This window comes from Micrococcus sp. EWR3.9.1, assembly GCF_052615555.1.
This window is the reverse complement of record NZ_JBQXFD010000001.1, coordinates 83043-104239: the sequence shown is the minus strand read 5'-3', so window position 1 is coordinate 104239 and position 21197 is coordinate 83043. Positions and strand designations below refer to the sequence as shown.

The following is a 21197-nucleotide window of genomic DNA, read 5'->3' as shown; positions in this document are numbered from 1 at the left end:
GGGGGCGGCGGTCGGGGACCTGGCTGACGCTAGGCCCCGCGGGTGAACGCGGGAAGAACGGGGTGTCTCGGCGGCGCGTCCCGTCGGTGGCGCGGGCGGGCCTCAGGCCTCGCCGGCGCGGATGAGCTCGGTGAGCCGCGTCGCGGCGGAGACGACGGCGTCCGCGTGCAGCCGGCCCGGCTGTCGGGAGAGCCGCTCGAGGGGGCCGGAGATCGAGACCGCCGCGATGACGCGGCCGCTGGGACCGCGCACCGGCGCCGACACCGAGGCGACCCCGGGCTCGCGCTCGGCCAGGGACTGGGCCCAGCCGCGCCGCCGCACCGCCGCGAGGACGGTGGGTGTGAACACGGCGCCGGCCAGCCCCTCGACGAGCCGCTCGTGGTCCTCCCAGGCCAGGAGCACCTGCGCGGCGGAGCCGGCCTTCATGGACATGCGAGCGCCCACGGGGATGGTGTCGCGCAGGCCCCAGGGCCGCTCCGCGCTGGCCACGCACACGCGGGAGTCCGCCTGCCGACGGAACACCTGGGCGCTCTCGCCCGTGGCGTCGCGCAGCCACAGCAGCACCGGGCCGGAGGCCGTGGTGAGCCGGTCCTCGCCGGCGGCGGAGGCGAGCTCGGCGAGGCGGGTGCCCAGCACGTAGCGGCCCTGCAGGTCCTTGCCCACCATGCGGTGGTGCGTGAGGGCGGCCGCGAGCCGGTGCAGCGTGGGCCGCGCGATCCCGGTGGCGATGACGAGCTGGGCGAGCGTGGCCGGGCCGGACTCGAGCGCGTCAAGGATCGCCACCGACTTGTCCACCACGCCGACACCGCTGGGATGCCGGTGGAGCGAGGGGCCGATGAGGTCGTCCTCGGTGGGCGGGCGCACGGGCTCGGTGGTCATGGGGTGATCGTAGTCGTCTCACTGCGCGGACGGCCGGGGATGTCGGCGCGCGACGTGCGCGACCGGGCCGGCCTCCGCCGCGTCCGGCATGTGAGACGAAATCTCACGATGTGGAATATCGCGCCGCGTGGTCGAGAACAGCCCCGCCGCGCCCCACAGTGGTCCGTGAGCACCGGCGCCCCGCGCCGGGCGACGACTGACAGGTGCGTGAGCAGGAAGGTGCGGCACATGACGACGGCGACGACGCGGCCCAGGACGCTGGCCGAGAAGGTCTGGGACGAGCACGTGGTGGTGCGCGGCGGGGGCGAGGGCGCCTCCCGCACCCCCGACCTGCTCTACATCGACCTGCACCTCGTGCACGAGGTGACGAGCCCGCAGGCCTTCGAGGGGCTGCGTCTGGCCGGGCGTCCGGTGCGTCGGCCCGACCTGACCATCGCCACGGAGGACCACAACACCCCGACGCTGGACATCGACCAGCCGATCGCGGATCCCACCTCGCGCACCCAGATCGAGACCCTGCGGGCCAACTGCGCCGAGTTCGGCGTCCGCCTGCACCCGTTGGGCGACGCCGAGCAGGGCATCGTTCACGTCGTCGGCCCCCAGCTGGGCCTGACCCAGCCCGGCCTCACCGTGGTCTGCGGCGACTCCCACACCTCCACCCACGGTGCGTTCGGCGCCCTGGCGTTCGGCATCGGCACCTCCGAGGTCGAGCACGTCCTGGCGACCCAGACCCTGCCGCTGAAGCCCTTCAAGACCATGGCGGTCACCGTGGACGGCACGCTGCGCCCGGGTGTGACGGCCAAGGACATCATCCTCGCGGTCATCGCGAAGATCGGCACGGGCGGGGGCCAGGGCTTCGTGCTCGAGTACCGCGGTGAGGCCATCCGGAACCTCTCCATGGAGGGCCGGATGACCATCTGCAACATGTCCATCGAGGCCGGCGCCCGCGCCGGCATGGTCGCCCCGGACGAGACCACCTTCGCCTACCTGAAGGGACGGCCCCATGCCCCCGAGGGCGCCGACTGGGACGCCGCCGTCGAGCACTGGCGCACCCTCGCCACGGATGAGGGCGCGGAGTTCGACGCCGAGGTGGTCATCGACGCGGACACGCTGGAGCCGTTCGTCACGTGGGGCACCAACCCGGGTCAGGGCGTGAGCCTGAACGACACCGTCCCCGCGCCCGAGGACTTCACCGACCCGGTGGCCCAGGAGGCGGCCCGCAAGGCGCTGTCCTACATGGACCTGGCCCCCGGCACGCCGATGAAGCAGGTCGAGGTCGACACCGTCTTCATGGGCTCGTGCACCAACTCCCGCATCGAGGACCTGCGGGCGTTCGCCGAGGTCGTCCGGGGCCGGCGCAAGGCCGAGGGGCTGCGCGTCATGGTCGTGCCGGGCTCGGCGCGCGTGCGTCTGCAGGCCATGGACGAGGGCCTGGACAGGGTGTTCGAGGACTTCGGGGCCGAGTGGCGGTTCGCCGGCTGCTCCATGTGCCTGGGCATGAACCCGGACCAGCTCGCCCCGGGGGAGCGCTGCGCGTCCACCTCCAACCGCAACTTCGAGGGCCGGCAGGGCAAGGGCGGACGCACCCACCTGGTGTCCCCGGTGGTCGCCGCGGCCACCGCCGTGCTGGGCCGCCTCGCCAGCCCGTCCGACCTGCCCGCCCTCACCCTCCAGGAGGCCTGAGCCATGGAGAAGTTCACCACCCACACCGGCGTCGGCGTGCCGCTGCGCGCCTCGAACGTGGACACGGACCAGATCATCCCGGCCGTGTACCTCAAGCGGATCTCCCGCACGGGCTTCGAGGACGCCCTGTTCGCAGGCTGGCGCCAGGACCCCGACTTCATCCTGAACACCGAGCCGTTCAGCGGGGGCACCGTGCTCGTGGCGGGCTCGGACTTTGGCACCGGCTCCTCGCGCGAACACGCCGTGTGGGCGCTCAAGGACTACGGCTTCCGCGCCGTGATCTCCCCGCGCTTCGCGGACATCTTCCGCGGCAACTCCGCCAAGCAGGGGCTCGTCGCGGCCCAGGTGGAGCAGGAGGACGTCGAGCGCATCTGGAAGGAGCTGGAGAACCGTCCCGGGACCCCGGTCACCGTGGACCTCGTCACACGCACCGTCGAGTGCGGGGATGTGACCGCCCCGTTCCAGATCGACGACGACACCCGTCACCGGCTGCTCGAGGGCCTGGACGACATCGCCGTCACCCTGGGGCACCAGGCCGAGATCGACGCCTACGAGGCGGACCGCCCCGCGTACAAGCCCACCACCCTGCCGGCCCGCACGGCCGGCTGACCGGCGCCGCCGGGGGAGCACCATTGCCGCGCGTGCCCGGCGACGCCCTATGCTGGGAGGCGATTCCGGGACCGCCCGCCGCACACGGCGGGCGGTCCCGTTCAGAGACCTCCCCGCTCCGGCGGAGTGGCCGAGACCGTGGCCCTGCGGCCGCGCTGAGGAAGGACGCGCATGGCGAAGCTCTTGACCATCCATGGCGGCAAGCCGCTGACCGGTGAGGTGACCGTGCGCGGTGCCAAGAACCTGGTGCCCAAGGCCATGGTGGCCGCCCTGCTCGGCAACTCGCCGTCCGTGCTCCGGAACATCCCCGAGATCAAGGACGTGGACGTCGTCAGCTCCCTCCTCGAGATCCACGGCGTGTCCGTGGAGTGGGACAAGGAGACCGGGCGGATCACGATGGACCCGGCCGGGGTGAAGTCGGCCCTGACCGCCGAGATCGACGCCCACGCCGGCGACTCGCGCATCCCGATCCTCTTCTGCGGCCCGCTCATGCACGCGATCGGGGAGGCCTTCATCCCCGACCTCGGCGGCTGCAAGATCGGCGACCGCCCGATCGACTACCACCTGGCCGTGCTGCGCAACTTCGGCGCCGTCGTGGACAAGCGCCCGGGCGGCATCTCCATCTCCGCCCCCAAGGGCCTGCACGGCGCCAAGCTCGAGCTGCCGTACCCCTCCGTCGGCGCCACCGAGCAGGTGCTGCTGACCGCCGTGAAGGCCGAGGGCATCACCGAGCTCAAGGGCGCCGCCGTCGAGCCGGAGATCCACGACCTCATCGCCGTCCTGCAGAAGATGGGCGCGATCATCACCGTGCAGACGGACCGCACCATCCGCATCGAGGGCGTGAGCGAGATGCGCGGCTACAACCACATCGCGCTGCCCGACCGCAACGAGTCCGCCTCGTGGGCCTCCGCCGCCCTGGCCACCCGCGGGGACATCTACGTCCGCGGCGCCGAGCAGCGCGACCTGACGGCGTTCCTGAACACCTACCGCAAGATCGGCGGCGAGTTCGACGTCGTCGACGACGGCATCCGGTTCTGGCACGCCGGCGGCGATCTCAACCCGCTCGTGCTCGAGACGGATGTGCACCCCGGCTTCATGACCGACTGGCAGCAGCCCCTCGTGGTGGCGCTGACCCAGGCCAAGGGGGTCTCCATCGTGCACGAGACCGTGTACGAGAACCGCTTCGGCTTCACCGACGCCCTCGTGCGGATGGGCGCCTCCATCCAGCTGCACCGCGAGTGCCTCGGCTCCGTGCCGTGCCGCTTCGGTCAGCGCAACTTCCTGCACTCGGCCGTGATCTCCGGCCCGACGCCGCTGCACGGCGTCGAGTTCGACATCCCGGACCTGCGCGGCGGCTTCTCCCACCTGATCGCCGCCCTCACCGCCGAGGGCACCTCCACGGCGACGGGCCTGGAGATCATCAACCGCGGCTACGAGCACTTCATGGCGAAGCTCGAGGGCCTCGGCGCCGACGTCGAGCTGACCGAACGCGACCGGTGAGCGGCGTGGACGCGCAGAGCCCTGCCGCCGCGGGGGGTCGTCCGACGCGTGCCGCGCGGGCCCCCTACGTGATCCCGGGGGTGATCGTGCGACCGGCGATGCGGGCCCTCGTCCGCCAGGTGTGGGAGGGGACCGAGCACCTGCCCGAGACCGGCGCGATCCTCGCCGTCAACCACATCTCGGAGGTGGACCCGCTCTCCGTGGCCCACATGGTCTACAACCAGGGCCTGCTGCCGACCTTCCTCGCCAAGGCCGAGCTCTGGAAGGTGCCCGTGCTCAAGCAGGTCCTCGAGGCCACCCGCATGATCCCGGTCGAGCGCACCCGCGACGGCGGCCGCTCGCTCGCCGCCGCCCGCGAGGCCGTCGCCACGGGCCGGGCGATCATCGTCTACCCGGAGGGCACCGTCACCCGCGATCCCGACGGCTGGCCCATGGCCGGGCGCAACGGGGCCGTGCGCCTCGCCCTGCAGACCGGCGCCCCGCTCATCCCCGTCGGTCAGTGGGGCATCCAGGAGCTGCTGCCGTACGGCGGCCGCTCCCTCCGCGTCCTCCCGCGCAAGACCGCCCGGATCCGGGTCGGCGCGCCCGTCGACCTCGCGGACCTGCGGGACCGCCCCGTGACGGCGGCGACCCTGCGCGAGGGCACCGGCCGCATGATGGCCGCGATCACCGACCTGGTCGCCGAGCTGCGCGGAGAACCGGCCCCGGAGGGCCGCTGGGATCCCGCGACCGGAGCGCGGGTGATCGGGGCATGAGCGATCCGCGCACCGTCGCCGTCCTCGGGGCCGGCAGCTGGGGGTCGGCCTTCGCCCGCGTCCTGGGCCTGAGCACCAGCCCCGAGTCCGCCCGCGCGTCCGAGATCGTGATGTGGTCCCGGCGGGCCGAGGTCGCCGAGGCCATCACCGAGCGACACGAGAACCCCGAGTACCTGCCCGGCATCACCCTGCCCACCTGCGTGCGCGCCGTCACCGACGCCGCCGAGGCGGTCCGGGGCGCCGGCGTCGTGGTGGTGGCCGTGCCCGCGCAGCACGTGCGCGAGACGCTGCGCACCGTGCGCGCCGACCTGGCCCCGGACGCCGTCGTGGTCTCCCTCGTCAAGGGCCTCGAGCGCGGCACCGACGCGCGGATGTCGCAGGTCTGCGCGGCGGAGCTGGGCCTCAGCCCGGACCGGTTCGCGGTGGTCTCCGGACCCAACCTCGCCCTCGAGATCGCGCGCGGCGAGCCCACCGCCACGGTGGTCGCCTCGGCCTCGCGCGCGACGGCGGAGCGCATCGCCGCCCTCACGGCCGGCCGGACCTTCCGGCCCTACACGAACACGGACGTCGTGGGCGTGGAGATCGGCGGCGTGGTGAAGAACGTCATCGCGCTCGCCGTGGGCATCTGCGACGGGCAGGGGCTGGGGGACAACTCCAAGGCCTCCGTCATCACCCGGGGCCTGGCCGAGACCACCCGGCTGGCCGTCGCGCTCGGCGGCGACCCGGCCACCATGGCCGGGCTCGCCGGCCTGGGCGACCTCGTGGCCACGTGCGCCTCGCCCCTCTCCCGCAACCGCACGGCCGGCCGCCACATCGGCACCGGCCTCAGCGCGGAGGAGGCGGTGGCCGCCATGAGCCAGACGGCCGAGGGCATCAAGTCCGTCTCCGCCATCGTGCACGCCGCCCGCGCCCACGGTGTGGAGATGCCCATCAGCGAGCTGATGGACCGGGTGGTCGCCGGGGACGTGGCCGTGGACCGCCTCGCCGAGCTGCTGCTCGCCCGTGACCTGAAGTCGGAAGGACGCACCGCATGACCGCCACCCCCGCCCCGGAGGCCGCCGCCGACGCGCGTCCCCGCGTGCTCCTGCTCTTCGGCGGCCGCTCGAGCGAGCACCCCATCAGCTGCGTGACCGCGGCGGGCGTGCTGCACGCGGCCGACCGTCAGCGCTGGGACGTCGTGCCGGTGGGTGTGGCCCGCTCCGGCCTGTGGTCGCACGACGAGCTGGACGTGGCCTCGTTCCGCCTGGACGGCGACGCCCTGCCGGAGGTGCCGGAGCCCGAGGCCCCGGTGAGCCTGCGCGCCCTGCCGGACGGCACCGTCGAGCTGACCGCGGCCGACGGCTCCTCGCTGGGCCCGGTGGACGTCGTGTTCCCGCTGCTGCACGGCCCCTGGGGCGAGGACGGCACTCTCCAGGGCATGTTCGAGTCGCTGGGTCTGCCCTACGTGGGCTGCGGCGTGCTCGCCTCCGCGGTCGGCATGGACAAGCACTTCATGAAGGTCGCCTTCCAGGCCGCCGGCCTCGAGGTCGGCCCGTGGGAGACCATCACCGCCCGCGACTGGGCGCGCGATCCGGAGGCGGCCCTCGCCCGCGCCGGGGCGCTCGCCTACCCGCTGTTCGTCAAGCCCGCCCGCGCCGGCTCGTCCTTCGGCATCACCCGCGTCACCGAGCCCGCGGGTCTGCGCGCCGCCGTCGAGGAGGCCCGTCGCTTCGACCCCAAGGTCGTGGTGGAGGCGGGCATCGTCGGCCGCGAGATCGAGTGCGCCGTCCTCGACGGGCACGGCGCCGCCGCCCCGCGCGCCTCGCTGCCGGGGGAGATCGTCGTGGCCCACGACGAGGGCGAGACGCAGTTCTACGACTTCGAGTCGAAGTACCAGGACACCGGCACCACCCAGCTGTCCTGCCCGGCCGAGCTGCCGGAGGAGGAGATCGAGCGGCTGCGCGCCCTGGCGATCCGCGCCTTCGAGGCCGTGGACGGATCCGGCCTGGGCCGCTGCGACTTCTTCTTCACCCCGGACGGGCGGTGGGTGGTCAACGAGATCAACACCATGCCGGGCTTCACGCCCATCAGCATGTACCCGGCCATGTGGGAGCGGACGGGCCTGTCCTACGACGATCTGATCTCGGAGCTGCTGGACCTCGCCCTCGAGCGGGGCGTCGGCCTGCACTGACGCGGCTCGCGGCCGGCGCGCGCCGGTCTCAGCCGACGGGTGTGGCGTCCTGCACGCCGACGCAGCCGCCGCTGGGCTCGATCTGCGCGACCGCCGAGGACAGGCCCACCATCACGGTGTCCGAGCTGGCCTGGTCCTTGCCGAACAGCACCTCCACGGCCGGGTCACGGCCGTAGGTGGTGATCCGCCAGTTCTCGTCCTCGTCCCGGACGACCCAGTCGATCCCGTCCACGGAGATGCAGCGGTCCGTGGTGGGGCCGGGGACCTCGGCGCCGCAGCGCAGGACGACGGCGGCCGGGTCGCCCCACACGGCCGTCGCCTGGCTGTCGGTGGGGCGCAGGTCGAGGTCGCCCAGGGCGTCGGGCATGGCCACCATGGCCGGGGCACACGCCGGGTCAGCGGCGTGGGGCGCGGCCTCCACCGTGGCCACCCGTCCGGTGCAGGCCGTGGCGCCGAGGGCGATCGCGGTCAGGAGGGGCACGAGACGACGCAGACGGCGGGATTCCATCCGCCCAGGATACGCGCGGCGCCGGGACCCGCGGGGGCCCGTGCCCTAGCATGGGCGAGACCGTTCCCGTCCCCGCCTCAGGAGCCCACGTGAGCAGCACCGCGGACCCCCGCCCCCGCCCCCCGCAGGAGGACGTCGCCGTCGGGCGGCGCCGCCGTCGTCGCCGCCCGTGGCTGATCGCCCTGGCGGTCGTGCTCGTGGCACTGCTGGCCGTGGGCATCGCGGCGGCGGTGTACGTCGGCGGGATCGCCCGGACCATCGACCAGGACACCCAGCGCTTCGACGGCGGCGCGTTCCCCGCCGAGTCGGGCCGCCCGGGCGCCGCGGGGGCGTCCGCCCAGCAGCCCACCGCGCCGCCGCCCGGCATGGACGCGGAACAGGCCGCCGAGGGCGCCCAGGGCCCCGTCGCCCCGGGCGCGGACGAGAAGGCGGACGAGCAGGCCCTCGACGTGCTGCTCGTCGGCGAGGACGCGGGCGCGGAGGGCCGTGACTCCGCCGGCCGATCGGACACCCTCATGTGGGTCCACGTGCCCGGGGACCGCAGCGAGATCCAGGTCATGTCCATCATGCGTGACATGTGGGTGCCGATCCCGGGGCACGGGGACCACAAGGTCAACGCCGCCTACCAGTACGGCGGCATCCCGCTGACGGTGGCCACCGCGGAGAACATGTTCCAGGCACGCGTGGACCACGTGATCGCCGTGGACCTCGCCGGCTTCAAGGGCCTCGTGGACGCCCTGGGCGGCGTCAGCGTGGACAACCCTGCCGCCTTCGTCTCGACCGGCGGCATCGACTTCCCCGCGGGCACCGTGCAGATGGACGGGGACAAGGCCCTGGCCTACGCGCGGGAGCGGTACAACCTGCCGCGCAGCGACTTCGACCGTGTGGAGAACCAGCAGCGCCTGGTCAAGGCCATCGTGGCCGCGTTCCTCTCCCGCGACACCCTCTCTGACCCGAGCCGCGTGCAGGCCGCCGTCGAGGAGTTCGCCCCCTTCCTGACCCTCGACGACGAGCTCGACTCGAGCACCCTCGCGAACCTGGCGTGGTCCCTGCGCGATGCGCGCGACGCCCCGATCGTGACCAGCACGGTGCCGTCCGTGGGCGTGGGCTACACGGACACCGGCGAGGACGTCGTGTGGCCGGACTGGGCGGCGATCGCCCGCCTGGGCGAGGGCATCCGCACCGGCACCCTGGGGGAGGCCGTCGCGCAGTGAGCACGCCGTCCCGGCCGTCACTGGTACGGCACTGGCTCGCGCTCGCGGAGGAGCTCGTGGGCCGGGCCGCGCCGCGACTCGACGCCCTGAACCTCTTCCCGGTCCCGGACGCGGACACGGGCACGAACATGCTCGCCACGCTGACGGCGGCCCGCACCGCGGCCGACGCCTGCCCCGCACAGGACGACGTCGGCGCCGTGCTCGCGCACGCGGGCGCGGCCGCGCTGGACTCGGCCCGGGGCAACTCGGGCATGCTGCTCGCGGTCAGTCTGGCGGGGATGGCCGAGCCCCTGCGCGGCCGGGAGCGCGTCGACGCGTTCGCCCTGGCGGCGGCGTTCGGAGCCGCCGACCGGGCCGCCCGGCAGGCCCTGTCGGATCCGCGCGAGGGGACGATCCTCACGGTGCTCTCCGCGGCCGCCCGCAGCCTCGCGCGCTCGTCCACCCAGGCCCCGGACACGCCCGCGGTGGCCGGCGACGCGGACCCGGCCGTGCGGCTCGGTCCGGCCGTGACCCTCATGCTGGCCGACTGCGTGCAGGCCGTGGAGGAGACCGAGTCGTTGCTCGCCCCGCTGACCCGGGCGCACGTCGTGGACGCCGGCGCCGTCGGGCTGCTCTGGGTGTTCGAGGCGCTGCGCGCCGTCGTCACGGGCACGCCCGTGGACGAGGAGCTGGCCACCGCCCTCCCCGGCTACGTCGAGGGCGTCCACGCCGCGGAGGGCGAGCCCGCTGCCGAGGCGGAGGCGTCGGCCGAGGGGGCCGTCGAGGTGATGGGCACCCTGACGCTCACCCCGCTCGCCGCGGCCGAGCTGCGCCGACGGCTGACCGACGTGGGGGACGCCGTGATCCTCGCCCCCGTCGGGACCGCCCGTGACGCGCAGGGCCGCGTGCCGTGGCGGGTCCACGTGCACGTGCCCCGCGCCGAGGACGCGATCGGCCCCCTGCGGGCCGCCGGCGACGTGGAGGGCCTGGCCGTCACCGACCTGGCCGAGCCGTCGCACGGCGACGACGCCGCACCGGATGGGTGCCATGGCCGCTGAGGCCCCCGTCACCGACCTGCCCCTGTCCGAGGTGCTGGGCGGGAAGCTGCCCGCCCGCCTCGAGAAGGAGCTCGGGCTGACCACGGTCGGGGACCTGCTGGACCACGTGCCGCGCCGCTGGATCGAGCGCGGCGAGCTCACCCCCATCGCCGCCCTGCCGTACGACGCCGAGGTGACCGTCGTCGCCGTCGTGGAGTCGGTGACCACGCGGCGCATGCACAGCCGGCCCGGGTTCATCGTGGACGTCACCGTCGCGGACCCGTCCGTGGCCGGCGTGCCGGGGGCGAGCCTGTCCATGGCCTTCTTCAACGGCCACGACGCCCGCCGCCGCCTCGCCCCCGGGATGACCGCCATGTTCCAGGGCCGCACGACCGAGTACCGCGGCCGGATCACGCTGAACAACCCGGACTTCGCGCTCCTGGACGACGACGTCGCCCCGGGGGAGGTGGACGTGCGACCGGTCCCGCTCTACCGGGCCACGGGGAAGCTGCCGTCGTGGACGGTCCGCTCCGCCGTCGCCCGGGTGCTCGAGACCGTCGACCTGGGACGGATCCCCGAGCTGCTCACCGAGCGGATCCGCGCGGAGGCCGCCGCGGCGCTCGACCTGGACGCGCCGCTGCCGGGCACCGCCCAGGCGTACCGGGACCTGCACGCCCCTCACGACGTCGCCGCCACCGGCCCGGCGCGGACCGCGCTGGCCCTGCGTGAGGCGCTGCTCGTCCAGGCCGCGCTCGCCTGGCGCCGGGACCGGGAGCGGGCGGTGCCCGCCGTGCCCCGCCCGCCGCGGCCCGGGGGCCTGCTCGAGGCCCTCGACGCCCGCCTGCCGTTCGCGCTGACGCCCGGCCAGGTGGCGGTGGGGGAGCAGCTGTCCGCCGAGCTGGCCCGGGACGCCCCGATGAGCCGGCTGCTGCAGGGGGACGTGGGCGCGGGCAAGACGCTCGTGGCCCTGCGGGCGATGCTGCAGGTCGTGGACGCCGGCGGCCAGGCCGCCCTGGTGGCGCCCACCGAGGTGCTCGCCGCGCAGCACCACCGTGCCCTGCTGCGCCTGATGGGCCCGCTCGCCGAGGCCGGCACCCTCGGGGCCGGCGACGGCCCGGCCACGAGGATCGCGCTGGTCACCGGCTCGCTCAAGACCGCGGCGCGCCGCGAGGCGCTGCTGGCCCTGGCCTCCGGCGAGGCCGGGATCGCCGTGGGGACGCACGCCCTGCTCTCCGAGAAGGTGGGCTTCGCCGAGCTGGCCCTGGCCGTCGTCGACGAGCAGCACCGCTTCGGCGTGGACCAGCGCGAGGCCCTGCGGCGGGCCAACCCCGGCACGCACCTGCTCGTCATGTCCGCCACGCCCATCCCACGCTCCGTGGCGATGACGGTGTTCGGCGACCTGGACCTGTCGGTGCTCGAGGGGCTGCCCTCGGGGCGACAGCCGGTCACCACGCACGTGGCGCGGATGGCCCACGGCCCGCGCGTGATCGGCCGGGTGTGGGAGCTGATCGCCGAGCACGTGGCGGCCGGTCACCAGGCGTTCGTGGTGTGCCCGCGCATCGACCCCGACGACGCCGACCCGGGCCACGCCAACGTGGAGGAGATGACACCCCGGCTGCGGGGTCTCCCGGCGCTGGCGGGACTGCGGATCGACGCCGTGCACGGGCGCATGGACCAGGCCGAGCAGGACGCGGCGATGCAGGCCTTCGCGCGCGGGGAGACGGACGTGCTCGTGGCGACCACCGTCGTGGAGGTGGGCGTGGACGTGCCCAACGCGACGGTCATGGCGATCCTCGACGCCGACGACTTCGGCCTGTCCACCCTGCACCAGCTGCGCGGCCGCGTGGGCCGCGGGCCCGGGGCGGCGGTCTGCCTGCTGGCCACGCGCCTGCCGGACGGGCACCCGTCGCTGCGCCGGCTCGAGGTCCTGGCCCAGGAGCAGGACGGCATGCGCATCGCGCAGGAGGACCTCGCCCAGCGCGGTGTCGGCGACGTGCTCGGCGCCGCCCAGTCCGGGCTGGCCTCGGGGCTGCACCACGTGGACGTCATCGCCGACGCCCCGCTGATCGCCGTGGCCGCCGACGCCGTCGCGCAGGTCATGGCGGCCGGCCCGGGGCTCTCCGCCCACCCGGCGCTCGCCGCCGAGGTGGCCCGCTGGGAGGCCGAGCACCTCACCGCCGCCGACTACCTCGAGAAGGGTTGAGCCATGTCCCGCATCATCGCCGGCGCGGCCGCCGGGCGGCCCCTGAGCGCCGTCCCCGGCACCGGCACGCGCCCCACCACGGACCGCACCAAGGAGGCCCTGTTCTCCTGGCTCGAGGCCCGCGACTGGCTGGACGGGACGGCCGTGCTCGACCTCTACGCCGGCTCCGGCGCCCTGGGGTGCGAGGCCGCCAGCCGCGGAGCGGCATCGGTGCTGCTGGTCGAGCGGGATCGGAAGGCCGTGGCCGCGTGCCGCGCGAACGCCGCGCTGGTCAACCGGGCGCGCGGGGCCGACGTCGTGCGCGTGCGCGCCGGGAGCGTGGAGCAGGCGCTCGCGGCGGAGGCCGCGCCCGTGGACCTGATCCTGGCCGACCCGCCGTACCCGCTGGCCGGCCCGCCGCTCGAGGCCGTGCTGGAGGCGGCGGCCGGGCGGCTCGCCCCGGGCGGGCTGCTCGTGCTCGAGCGGGCGGCCCGGGACGCGGCGCCGCGCCGGCCGCGCGGCCTCGAGGAGGTCGAGGTGCGCGTCTACGGCGAGACCGCCCTGTACCTCTGGCAGGACGAGCGCTGACCCCGCCCACCCGCTTTCGTTCGGGAAACGGCGGCGTGTCGGCCCGTTTTCGTTCGGGAAACGGCGGCGTGTCGGCCTGCTTTCGTTCGGGAAACGGCGGCGTCTCGTCCCGTTCTCATTGGGGCGACGAGAGGGCGGAACGGACTGTGCTCAGCACCGAACCGCGAGCACGGCGGCCGCCGTTTCCCGAACGCAAGTGCTCCGGGGACCGCCGTTTCCCGAACGAAAATGCTCTGGGGACCGCCGTCTCGTCAACGAAAGCGTCGGGGGTCAGGCCGCGCGCAGCCGCGGGGCCGCCTCGGCCAGGCGGCGCATCGCCTCGTCGATCGCATCCGGGGACTTGCAGAACGCCAGCCGCAGCCACGACCGCAGGTGGCCTCCGTCCGGGCGGCAGAGCGCGCCCACGGGGATGCCCGTGACGCCGGCCTCACGCGTCCACCGCACCGCGGCCTCGGCCGCGTCCGTCACACCCCACGGGGCGAGGTCCACGACGACGAAGTAGCCCGCCGCCGGGACGACCGGGTCCAGGCCCGCCTCCCGCAGGCCCGCCACGAGCCGATCCCGGGCGTCGCGGTACCGCTCGCGCTGGCCGGCGAGGTGCCGTTCGGCGCCGTCGGTGGGCAGATAGGCACCCAGCGCGCGCTGGAAGGCGGGGCCGGAGGAGTAGGTGAGGAACTGCTTGACGGCGCGCGCGGCCCCGACGAGCTCGGCCGGGCCGGTCAGCCAGCCGACCTTCCACCCGGTGACGGCGAACGCCTTGCCCGCGCTGGAGACCGTCAGGGCGATGTCCTCGGCGCCCGCGACCGAGCGCAGGCTGACGTGCTCGCCCTCGTAGACGAGGTGGTCGTAGACCTCGTCCGAGAGGATCAGCACGCCCCGGGACCGGCACAGGGCCACGAGCTCCTCGAGCAGCTCCCGCGGATAGACCGCACCCGTGGGGTTGTGCGGCGTGTTCACGATGAGCAGGCGCGTGCGGTCGGTCATCGCCGCGGCCACCCGCGCCGGGTCCGGAAGGAAGTCCGGCGCCTCCACCGGCACGCTCACGTGCCGGGCGCCGGCCAGGGCGATCGTGGCGGCGTGCGAGTCGTAGAACGGCTCGACCGTGACGACCTCGTCGCCCGGGCGCACGAACGCCAGGACCGCCGCGGCGATGCCCTCGGTGGCACCCGTGGTGATCATGACCTGCGTGGCGGGGTCCTCCGTCACGCCCCAGTGGCGCCGGCGGTGCTCCGCGACGGCCTGCCGCAGCGCGGGGTCGCCCGTGCCGGGGGCGTACTGGTTGGGGCCCGCCAGCACGGCGTCGGCCGCCAGCCGCAGCAGCGCGTCGGGGCCGTCGGCGTCGGGGAAGCCCTGGCCGAGGTTCACGGCCCCGTGCTCGACGGCGAGGCCCGTCATCGTCTCGAACACGGTGGGCACGGGGCCGGCGTCGCCGAGCAGGCCCGCGGCCGCCGCCGTGCGACGCCACGGCGCGTCCACGTCGACGTCGTGCCGTGCTGCTCCGGGGGTGGGCTGGGTTCCGTCCATGGCCGCACTGTACCCATCGCCGCGGACCGCACACGGCGGCGCATGCCGCGTCCGTCACCACCGCGACGCGCCGGAGCCGGACCGGACGGGCGTCCGTCGCCGCTCGGCGCGGCCCCCGCTAGGCTGGCACCCATGCGTCGTGCCGTCTGCCCTGGTTCGTTCGATCCCCTCCACAAGGGGCACGTCGAGGTGATCGCGCGAGCCGCGAACCTCTTCGAGGAGGTGGTGGTCGCCGTGTCCTCCAACCCGGCCAAGACGTACCGCTTCAGCGTGGACGAGCGCATCGCCATGATCGAGGCGACGGTGTCCTCCCTCGCCGGTGTCGCGGTCCGGCCCATGGGCCCGGGCCTGCTGGCCGAGTTCTGCCGGCAGATCGGCGCGGACGCGATCGTCAAGGGGCTGCGCGGCGGCGCCGACCTCGAGTTCGAGGCCCCGATGGCCGCGATGAACCGCCATCTCACCGGGGTCGAGACGGTCTACCTCCCGGCCGACGCCCGGTACACCCACGTGTCCTCCTCGCTCATCAAGGAGGTCCACGGACTCGGCGGCGACGTCGCCGAGTTCGTCCCGGCCGCGGTCCTGCGCGGCCTCGACGGCGGGGCCTGACCCCGCCCGGCCCACCCGCGGGCCACCCTTCCGCTCGTCCCACCGCATCAACCGCAGGAGAACCGCCGATGACCGTCCCGCCCCCCTCCCGCCCCCGCACCCGCAAGGCCGTCATCCCGGCCGCCGGCCTGGGCACCCGCTTCCTGCCGGCCACCAAGGCCATGCCGAAGGAGATGCTGCCGGTGGTGGACCGGCCGGCCATCGAGTATGTGGTGACGGAGGCCCGGCGTGCGGGCCTCGCCGACGTGCTGATGATCACGGGCCGGAACAAGCGGGCCCTCGAGGACCACTTCGACCGCCATCCCGCGCTGGAGGCCGCGTTGGAGCACAAGGGCGACACCACGCGGCTCGCGCAGATCCACGAGTCGGACCTGGTGGGGGACATCCACTACGTCCGCCAGGGCGAGGCCCTCGGGCTCGGCCACGCGGTGAACTGCGCACGCCGCCACGTCGGCGAGGAGCCGTTCGCGGTCCTGCTGGGCGATGACATCATCGGCGACGGCGAGGCGCTGCTCGAGCGCATGATCGACGTGCAGCAGCGCCTCGGCGGCTCCGTGATCGCCCTCATGGAGGTCCCGGAGGAGGCCGTCTCGGCCTACGGCGTGGCCGCGGTGCAGGCCGTGCCGGGGGAGGGCGACGACGTCGTCCGCGTCACCGACCTCGTGGAGAAGCCGGCCCGCGAGGACGCCCCCTCCACCCTCGCGATCATCGGCCGCTACGTGCTGGCCCCGCAGGTGTTCGACGTGCTGGACGAGACCCCGCCCGGCCGCGGCGGGGAGATCCAGCTCACCGATGCGCTGCAGAGGCTGGCCACGGAGGACGGCGAGGGCCGCGGCGTGCACGCCGTCGTCTTCGACGGCCGCCGCTACGACACGGGGGACAAGCTCGGCTACCTGCAGGCGGTCATCGAGTTCGGCACCCGGCACGAGGACCTCGGGGCCGACCTGCGCGCCTGGCTCCGGGAGTTCACCGCCGGGCTCTGAGCCGGGCCGGCGACGCGCGGGACGCCGCCGGCTTTGGCCGAGGCGGACCCACCCGGTAGGATGGGCTGTCGGTCCGTCGTGGCTGGACCCGTGTCCAGGCCGCATCGCACCCCCGCAGAGGGCGTGCGGACGGGCCGTGTACCCCCGCCGTCCCACCCGCCGAGAGGAGCGACCATGGACAGCATCCAGCACCACGGCGCCGACTCGCCGTGGGTGATCCCCGTGCGCGATCTGACGCGCGGGGCCGGAGTCCAGCGCGAGCTGACGGCCGAGTGGCCCGCCCCTGCGGGCGTCTCCACGCCGCTGCTGGGGATCCCCGAGGGGGACCCCGTCGAACTGGACCTGCGTCTGGAGTCGGTGCACGAGGGCGTCCTCGTCACCGGCACCGCGGACGCGACCCTGAAGGGCGAGTGCGGCCGTTGCCTGCGCCCGCTGCACGAGGGGATCACCGTGGACCTGCAGGAGCTGTACCTCACCGGCACGTCCGAGGACGACGCCGGCGAGCAGCCGCTCGTGGTGCGCGAGACCGTGGACCTGGAACCCGTGTTCCGGGACGCCGTGGTCATCGCCCTTCCGTTCCAGCCGCTGTGCCGGCCGGACTGCGAGGGCCTGTGCGCCGACTGCGGCATCCGCCTCGAGGACGCGCCCGAGGGGCACGCCCACGAGCGCGTGGACCCGCGCTGGGCCGCCCTGGCCCACCTCGCGGGCACCTCAGAGACCTCCATCACCGAGACAGAAGAGAGATAGTCGTGGCAGTCCCGAAGCGGAAGATGTCCCGTGCCAACACCCGTGCCCGCCGGTCGCAGTGGAAGGCCACCGCGCCCGCCCTGGTGAAGTCCGTCGAGAACGGTCGCGTCTCGTACCGCCTGCCCCACCAGGCCGAGCTGAAGACCGACGCCGCCGGCACCCCCCTGTTCTTCGAGTACAAGGGCCGCAAGGTCGCCGACGCCTGAGATGGCGTCCCCGTCGGCTCGCCGCGGGCCTGAGCCCGCGCCCGAGCCAGAAGAGCTGTTCGAGCGTCTCGGCGTGCACATCACCGCCGGGACGCTCGAACGTGCTCTGACGCACCGCTCGTTCGCCTATGAGCAGGGCGGGCTGCCCACCAACGAGCGCCTCGAGTTCCTCGGGGACTCGGTGCTGGGCTACGTGGTCACCGACCACATCTTCACGGTGTACCCGGACCTGGCCGAGGGCGACCTCGCCCGCCGCCGGGCCGCCGTCGTGTCCACGCGTGCCCTGGCGAAGGTGGCGCGCCGGATCGGCATCGGCCCGTTCGTGCGCCTGGGCACGGGGGAGCGCCGCACCGGCGGGGCGGACAAGGACTCGATCCTCGCCGACACCCTCGAGGCGCTCATCGGCGCCGTCTACGTGGACCACGGGGCCGTGGCCGCGGCCGCACTCGTGCACCGCCACGTGGTGCCGCTGCTGGATGAGCCGGACCTGCTGCGCGAGAGCACCGACTGGAAGACGGTCGTGGCCGAGGCCGCCAGCCGCCATGGTCTCGGCGCCGTCCGCTACGCGATCGAGGGGCAGGGCCCCGCGCACGACCCCCGCTACCGGGCCACCCTCGTCGTCGGCGAGCGCGAGTACGGCTCCGCCGTCGCCAGCTCCAAGAAGCAGGCCGAGCGGGACGCCGCGGCCGCCTCGTGGCCCGCCCTCGAGGCGGGCCTGCCGGCCGCGGGGCGCTGAGCCCGTGCCGGAGCTGCCCGAGGCCGAGGTCGTCCGGCGCGGCCTGGCCCGGTGGGCCACGGGCGCCGTCGCCGCGGAGCTCGAGGTCCTCGACCCCCGCTCGCTGCGTCGCAGCCCCGGCGGTGCGGACGCCCTCCGGGAGCTGCTGCTCGGCGCCCGGCTGGCCGAGCCGGCTCGCCGCGGCAAGTTCCTCTGGCTGCCCCTGGCCGAGGGCGACGACGCCGTCGTCGTGCACCTGGGGATGAGCGGGCAGATCCTCGTGGACGAACCGGGGGCCGCCGACCAGCGTCACCTGCGCCTGCGCCTGCCCGTCACGGCGGCGGACGGCTCCGCCCGCGAGCTGCGGTTCGTGGACCAGCGGATCTTCGGCGGCTGGTGGCTCGACGCCCTGCGGCCCGACGACGCCGCCGGTGGTGAGCGGATCCCCACCACGGCCGCCCACATCGCCCTGGACCCGCTGCACCCGCTGTTCGACCCCGTGGCCGTGCACGCGCGCCTGGCACGGCGCCGCTCCACCCTCAAGCGCGCGCTGCTGGACCAGTCGCTGGTCTCCGGGATCGGCAACATCTACGCGGACGAGGCCCTCTGGGGCGCCCGCCTGCACCCCGAGCGCCCGACCGAGCGCATGCGACGGGCCGACACGCTGCGCCTCATGGCGGCCGTCCAGGACGTGATGCGCCGGGCCCTGGAGGTGGGGGGCACGAGCTTCGACGCGCTCTACGTCAACGTGGACGGGCGATCGGGCTACTTCGCCCGCTCCCTGGCGGCCTACGGGCGCACCGGGCAGCCATGTCGCCGCTGCGCCGCCGAGGGGGTCGACACCCGCATCGTCCGCGAGCCGTTCATGAACCGTGCGAGCCACCTGTGCCCGCGCTGCCAGCCCAGACCGCGCCGTCGCCGGGCCGTGGCGGCCGACGCCTGACGAGGCGTCCGTAGACTGGCCTGACCCCCGACCTCGAGCAGGAGACCCGAGTGAGCCATCCCCCGGCCGCGTCCTGGACGCCCGAGCCCCTGCCGCGTCCCGCGTCCCCCCGCGACGACGCCCCGCCGGTCTCGCGGCGCCGCCGGCGCTGGCCGTGGGTCGTCGGCGTGCTCGCCGTCCTGCTCGCGGCGCTGCTCGGTCTGGGCGCCTGGTACGCGGGCTCGCTCGGGCGCACCTTCGACGACCACCGACAGACGGTGGACGTGGGGGCGCTCGAGCAGGCGGCCGGGGACGGCCCGCTGAACGTGCTCGTCCTGGGCTCCGACTCCCGTGAGGGCGAGGGCGAGCAGGACATGGGCCAGCGCTCGGACACCATGATGCTCGTGCACATCCCCGCGGACCGACGCCAGGTCTACGTCATGTCCGTGCTGCGGGATTCGTGGGTCACCGTGCCCGGCCACGGCGAGGCGAAGATCAACTCGGCCTTCGACACGGGCGGCTACGCGCTCGCCGTGGACACGGTGGAGCTGCTGCTGGGAGTGCCGATCCACCACGTCCTGGAGGTCGACTTCCAGGGCTTCCGGGGCGTGACGAACGCGCTGGGCGGCGTCGAGGTCTGCAACCCGCAGGCCTTCTCCTCCGGTCAGGCCAACCCCTCGTACTACCCGCGCGGGCACATCCTGCTGCAGGACACCGCCGCCCTGCGCTACGTGCGCGAACGGCACGCCTTCGACGACGGCGACGTCACCCGGGTGAAGAACCAGCAGCGCTACCTGGCCGGGGCGATGGACCGCTTCCTCAGCCCGCAGATCCTGGGCAATCCCGCCCGCACCACCGAGGTCGTCGCCACGTTCTCCGACCACCTCGGTGTGGACGAGGGGCTCACGTCCGGAGTGATCGCCTCGCTCGCGTGGCAGCTGCGCGACGTGCGCGGCGAGGACGTCGAGATGTTCACGGTGCCCCGCAAGGGCTTCGCCGAGGGGCCGAACGGCGACGCCATCGTCGAGCTCGACGAGGACAAGCTGGCGGACCTGCGCTCCGCCCTCGCCGACGACGACGTCCAGCGCTATGTCGACGAGCACGAGCCCCAGAAGGAGAAGAAGGCCCAGGCCGCCGGCGGGCCCGCCCCCGTGCTGACCCTGCTGACCGGCACCACGCCCGCACCCGCCCTCGGGGAGGACCCCTGTGACGACTGAGTCGCGCCGCCCCCGCCTGCTGCTGGTCTCCCACTCCTACCGGCCCGAGCGCACCCCTCCCGCGCGTCGCTGGGGCGCGGTCGTGGCGGCGCTGCGGTCGGCGGGCTGGGACGTCGACGTCGTCGCGCCCGGGGGTGTGCGCCCCTTCGCCGGGCCCGACGGCGAACGTGTCCTGCCCACGCCTCGCCTGCCCCTGGGGGAGGCCGGCCGCAACGGCCGCTTCGCCGAAGCGGTGGTGCACGCGCTGCTCGCCATCCCCCGTGGGATGGCCACCCGACGCCCGGACGTGGTGGTGGCCACCGTGCCCGCCCTGCCCGTGGTGGTGCCCGGCGTCGTGCTCTCCCGCCTCTGGCGCCGTCCCCTCGTGCTGGAGATGCGCGACGCCTGGCCGGATCTCGCCCACGAGGCCGGGGTCCACCAGGGCCTGCTGGGCGTCGCGATGGAACGCGTCGTGACCGGCGGCCAGCGCGCAGCCCGGCTCGTGGTGACCGTCACGGACGGTTTCGCGGAGACGCTGCGCGGGCGCGGGGTGCGGGTGGTCCGCACCCTGGGCAACGGTGTGGACCTGGCTCGCCTGGCGGTGGCGCCGCGGCGCGAGCGGCCCGCCGGTGAGCTCCACGTGCTGTACCTGGGCAACATGGGCGAGAGCCAGGGGCTCGAGCGGCTCGTCGACGCCGCGGCGACGCTGCGGCGCACCCGGCCGGGGGTGCGCGTCCGGCTGGTCGGGGAGGGGACCCGGCGTCCGGCGCTGGAGGCCCGCAACGCCGAGCTCGGCTCGCCGGCCGAGATCCTCGGACCCGTCCACGGCGCGGCCGTGGCCGAGCAGTACGCGTGGGCGGACACGCTGGTGGTGGCCCTGCGTCCCGACTGGCCGAGCTTCCGGCACACCGTGCCCTCCAAGACCTACGAGGTGCTCGCCGTCGGCCGGCACGTCACGGGCCTGGTGACGGGGGAGGCCGCCCGCACCCTCGAGGCGGCCGGCGGCGCCGAGGTCATCGGCCCGGACGTGGACGACCTGGTGCGGCACCTGACGGCGCTCGCGGACGACCCGCACCGCACCGACGTCGGCGCGGGCGGACGCGACTGGGTGCGCCGCCACGCCGACCTGCCGGCCGTGGCCCGCCGCTACGAGCGACTGCTGCGCCGCGTCGCCGGTCGCTGAGCCCGACGTCG

The 21197-nt window shown here is 74.8% G+C and carries 21 protein-coding genes; 18 read left to right on the top strand and 3 right to left on the bottom strand.

The genetic code is table 11. The features are described from left to right. Positions 1-102: 102 nt before the first annotated feature. The gene (locus ACUJ8O_RS00505) at positions 103-879 is read right to left on the bottom strand and encodes an IclR family transcriptional regulator (protein ID WP_078026043.1); all 777 of its coding nucleotides are present in this window, start codon (positions 877-879) and stop codon (positions 103-105) included. Positions 880-1107: 228 nt separating this feature from the next. On the opposite strand from ACUJ8O_RS00505, the gene leuC reads away from it, so the two are divergent. The 6 genes from leuC (at position 1108) to ACUJ8O_RS00475 (ending at position 7596) form a co-directional block, all read left to right on the top strand. Beyond that, on the top strand, positions 1108-2562 hold the full coding sequence (gene leuC / locus ACUJ8O_RS00500) for a 3-isopropylmalate dehydratase large subunit (protein WP_044659168.1): 1455 nt from the start codon (positions 1108-1110) through the stop codon (positions 2560-2562). A gap of 3 nt (positions 2563-2565) precedes the next feature. Then, the gene (gene leuD, locus ACUJ8O_RS00495; RefSeq protein ID WP_036338085.1) at positions 2566-3171 is read left to right on the top strand and encodes a 3-isopropylmalate dehydratase small subunit; all 606 of its coding nucleotides are present in this window, start codon (positions 2566-2568) and stop codon (positions 3169-3171) included. Positions 3172-3342: 171 nt separating this feature from the next. Beyond that, the gene (gene murA, locus ACUJ8O_RS00490; RefSeq protein WP_002856412.1) at positions 3343-4671 is read left to right on the top strand and encodes a UDP-N-acetylglucosamine 1-carboxyvinyltransferase; all 1329 of its coding nucleotides are present in this window, start codon (positions 3343-3345) and stop codon (positions 4669-4671) included. An 80-nt stretch (positions 4672-4751) separates the two neighbouring features. Beyond that, positions 4752-5426 (top strand): lysophospholipid acyltransferase family protein, encoded by a 675-nt coding sequence (locus ACUJ8O_RS00485; protein WP_073115803.1) that lies wholly within the window; start codon positions 4752-4754, stop codon positions 5424-5426. Beyond that, positions 5423-6460, top strand: a complete 1038-nt coding sequence (locus ACUJ8O_RS00480; RefSeq protein ID WP_163720886.1) for an NAD(P)H-dependent glycerol-3-phosphate dehydrogenase — start codon at positions 5423-5425, stop codon at positions 6458-6460. Before ACUJ8O_RS00485 ends, ACUJ8O_RS00480 begins: the two co-directional genes overlap by 4 nt. Further along, the gene (locus ACUJ8O_RS00475; protein WP_036382065.1) at positions 6457-7596 is read left to right on the top strand and encodes a D-alanine--D-alanine ligase family protein; all 1140 of its coding nucleotides are present in this window, start codon (positions 6457-6459) and stop codon (positions 7594-7596) included. The genes ACUJ8O_RS00480 and ACUJ8O_RS00475 overlap by 4 nt, the downstream gene beginning before the upstream one ends. Before the next feature lie 28 nt (positions 7597-7624). On the opposite strand, the gene ACUJ8O_RS00470 is transcribed toward ACUJ8O_RS00475, so the two are convergent. Then, on the bottom strand, positions 7625-8104 hold the full coding sequence (locus ACUJ8O_RS00470; protein WP_036382062.1) for a DUF3515 family protein: 480 nt from the start codon (positions 8102-8104) through the stop codon (positions 7625-7627). 89 nt (positions 8105-8193) lie between these two features. On the opposite strand from ACUJ8O_RS00470, the gene ACUJ8O_RS00465 reads away from it, so the two are divergent. From ACUJ8O_RS00465 to rsmD, 4 genes are read left to right on the top strand one after another with little or no spacing between them, the layout of a single operon-like run. Then, positions 8194-9318, top strand: coding sequence for an LCP family protein (locus tag ACUJ8O_RS00465; RefSeq protein ID WP_445373044.1), 1125 nt, complete (start codon positions 8194-8196; stop codon positions 9316-9318). Continuing rightward, the gene (locus ACUJ8O_RS00460) at positions 9315-10355 is read left to right on the top strand and encodes a DAK2 domain-containing protein (protein ID WP_445373043.1); all 1041 of its coding nucleotides are present in this window, start codon (positions 9315-9317) and stop codon (positions 10353-10355) included. Before ACUJ8O_RS00465 ends, ACUJ8O_RS00460 begins: the two co-directional genes overlap by 4 nt. After that, on the top strand, positions 10345-12537 hold the full coding sequence (locus tag ACUJ8O_RS00455) for an ATP-dependent DNA helicase RecG (RefSeq protein WP_445373042.1): 2193 nt from the start codon (positions 10345-10347) through the stop codon (positions 12535-12537). The genes ACUJ8O_RS00460 and ACUJ8O_RS00455 overlap by 11 nt, the downstream gene beginning before the upstream one ends. Before the next feature lie 3 nt (positions 12538-12540). Continuing rightward, positions 12541-13104: a 16S rRNA (guanine(966)-N(2))-methyltransferase RsmD gene (gene rsmD, locus ACUJ8O_RS00450; protein WP_136940823.1), complete on the top strand. Its 564-nt coding sequence runs from the start codon at positions 12541-12543 to the stop codon at positions 13102-13104. Between the two features lie 270 nt (positions 13105-13374). Here the strand turns inward: rsmD and ACUJ8O_RS00445 are convergent, their stop codons facing one another. Next, positions 13375-14628, bottom strand: a complete 1254-nt coding sequence (locus ACUJ8O_RS00445; protein ID WP_445373041.1) for an aminotransferase class I/II-fold pyridoxal phosphate-dependent enzyme — start codon at positions 14626-14628, stop codon at positions 13375-13377. Between the two features lie 132 nt (positions 14629-14760). Here ACUJ8O_RS00445 and coaD point away from each other — a divergent pair, with 132 nt between their 5' ends. The 8 genes from coaD (at position 14761) to ACUJ8O_RS00405 (ending at position 21186) form a co-directional block, all read left to right on the top strand. Then, on the top strand, positions 14761-15234 hold the full coding sequence (coaD, locus tag ACUJ8O_RS00440) for a pantetheine-phosphate adenylyltransferase (protein ID WP_036338106.1): 474 nt from the start codon (positions 14761-14763) through the stop codon (positions 15232-15234). A 68-nt stretch (positions 15235-15302) separates the two neighbouring features. Further along, complete coding sequence (gene galU / locus ACUJ8O_RS00435) at positions 15303-16217, top strand: UTP--glucose-1-phosphate uridylyltransferase GalU (RefSeq protein WP_271437754.1); 915 nt, start codon at positions 15303-15305, stop codon at positions 16215-16217. A 174-nt stretch (positions 16218-16391) separates the two neighbouring features. After that, a complete protein-coding gene (locus tag ACUJ8O_RS00430; RefSeq protein WP_002856392.1) occupies positions 16392-16964 on the top strand; it encodes a YceD family protein in 573 nt (190 codons plus the stop codon). A gap of 2 nt (positions 16965-16966) precedes the next feature. Then, on the top strand, positions 16967-17170 hold the full coding sequence (rpmF, locus tag ACUJ8O_RS00425) for a 50S ribosomal protein L32 (RefSeq protein ID WP_002856390.1): 204 nt from the start codon (positions 16967-16969) through the stop codon (positions 17168-17170). A gap of 73 nt (positions 17171-17243) precedes the next feature. Next, on the top strand, positions 17244-17906 hold the full coding sequence (rnc, locus tag ACUJ8O_RS00420) for a ribonuclease III (protein WP_020621711.1): 663 nt from the start codon (positions 17244-17246) through the stop codon (positions 17904-17906). Between the two features lie 4 nt (positions 17907-17910). After that, on the top strand, positions 17911-18828 hold the full coding sequence (gene mutM, locus ACUJ8O_RS00415) for a bifunctional DNA-formamidopyrimidine glycosylase/DNA-(apurinic or apyrimidinic site) lyase (RefSeq protein WP_445373040.1): 918 nt from the start codon (positions 17911-17913) through the stop codon (positions 18826-18828). 50 nt (positions 18829-18878) lie between these two features. Further along, complete coding sequence (locus ACUJ8O_RS00410; RefSeq protein ID WP_445373039.1) at positions 18879-20024, top strand: LCP family protein; 1146 nt, start codon at positions 18879-18881, stop codon at positions 20022-20024. Further along, the gene (locus ACUJ8O_RS00405) at positions 20014-21186 is read left to right on the top strand and encodes a glycosyltransferase family 4 protein (RefSeq protein WP_445373038.1); all 1173 of its coding nucleotides are present in this window, start codon (positions 20014-20016) and stop codon (positions 21184-21186) included. The genes ACUJ8O_RS00410 and ACUJ8O_RS00405 overlap by 11 nt, the downstream gene beginning before the upstream one ends. The last annotated feature ends 11 nt before the right edge of the window (positions 21187-21197 follow it).

Bases quoted from the DNA above. Each gene is read 5' to 3' on its own strand.
- murA (WP_002856412.1), top strand. From the start codon at position 3,343: ATGGCGAAGCTCTTGACCATCCATGGCGGCAAGCCGCTGACCGGTGAG.
- leuC (WP_044659168.1), top strand. From the start codon at position 1,108: ATGACGACGGCGACGACGCGGCCCAGGACGCTGGCCGAGAAGGTCTGG.
- ACUJ8O_RS00430 (WP_002856392.1), top strand. From the start codon at position 16,392: ATGGACAGCATCCAGCACCACGGCGCCGACTCGCCGTGGGTGATCCCC.
- ACUJ8O_RS00455 (WP_445373042.1), top strand. From the start codon at position 10,345: ATGGCCGCTGAGGCCCCCGTCACCGACCTGCCCCTGTCCGAGGTGCTG.
- leuD (WP_036338085.1), top strand. From the start codon at position 2,566: ATGGAGAAGTTCACCACCCACACCGGCGTCGGCGTGCCGCTGCGCGCC.
- ACUJ8O_RS00505 (WP_078026043.1), bottom strand. From the start codon at position 879: ATGACCACCGAGCCCGTGCGCCCGCCCACCGAGGACGACCTCATCGGC.
- ACUJ8O_RS00475 (WP_036382065.1), top strand. From the start codon at position 6,457: ATGACCGCCACCCCCGCCCCGGAGGCCGCCGCCGACGCGCGTCCCCGC.
- rsmD (WP_136940823.1), top strand. From the start codon at position 12,541: ATGTCCCGCATCATCGCCGGCGCGGCCGCCGGGCGGCCCCTGAGCGCC.
- galU (WP_271437754.1), top strand. From the start codon at position 15,303: ATGACCGTCCCGCCCCCCTCCCGCCCCCGCACCCGCAAGGCCGTCATC.
- ACUJ8O_RS00480 (WP_163720886.1), top strand. From the start codon at position 5,423: ATGAGCGATCCGCGCACCGTCGCCGTCCTCGGGGCCGGCAGCTGGGGG.
- coaD (WP_036338106.1), top strand. From the start codon at position 14,761: ATGCGTCGTGCCGTCTGCCCTGGTTCGTTCGATCCCCTCCACAAGGGG.
- ACUJ8O_RS00470 (WP_036382062.1), bottom strand. From the start codon at position 8,104: ATGGAATCCCGCCGTCTGCGTCGTCTCGTGCCCCTCCTGACCGCGATC.
- ACUJ8O_RS00445 (WP_445373041.1), bottom strand. From the start codon at position 14,628: ATGGACGGAACCCAGCCCACCCCCGGAGCAGCACGGCACGACGTCGAC.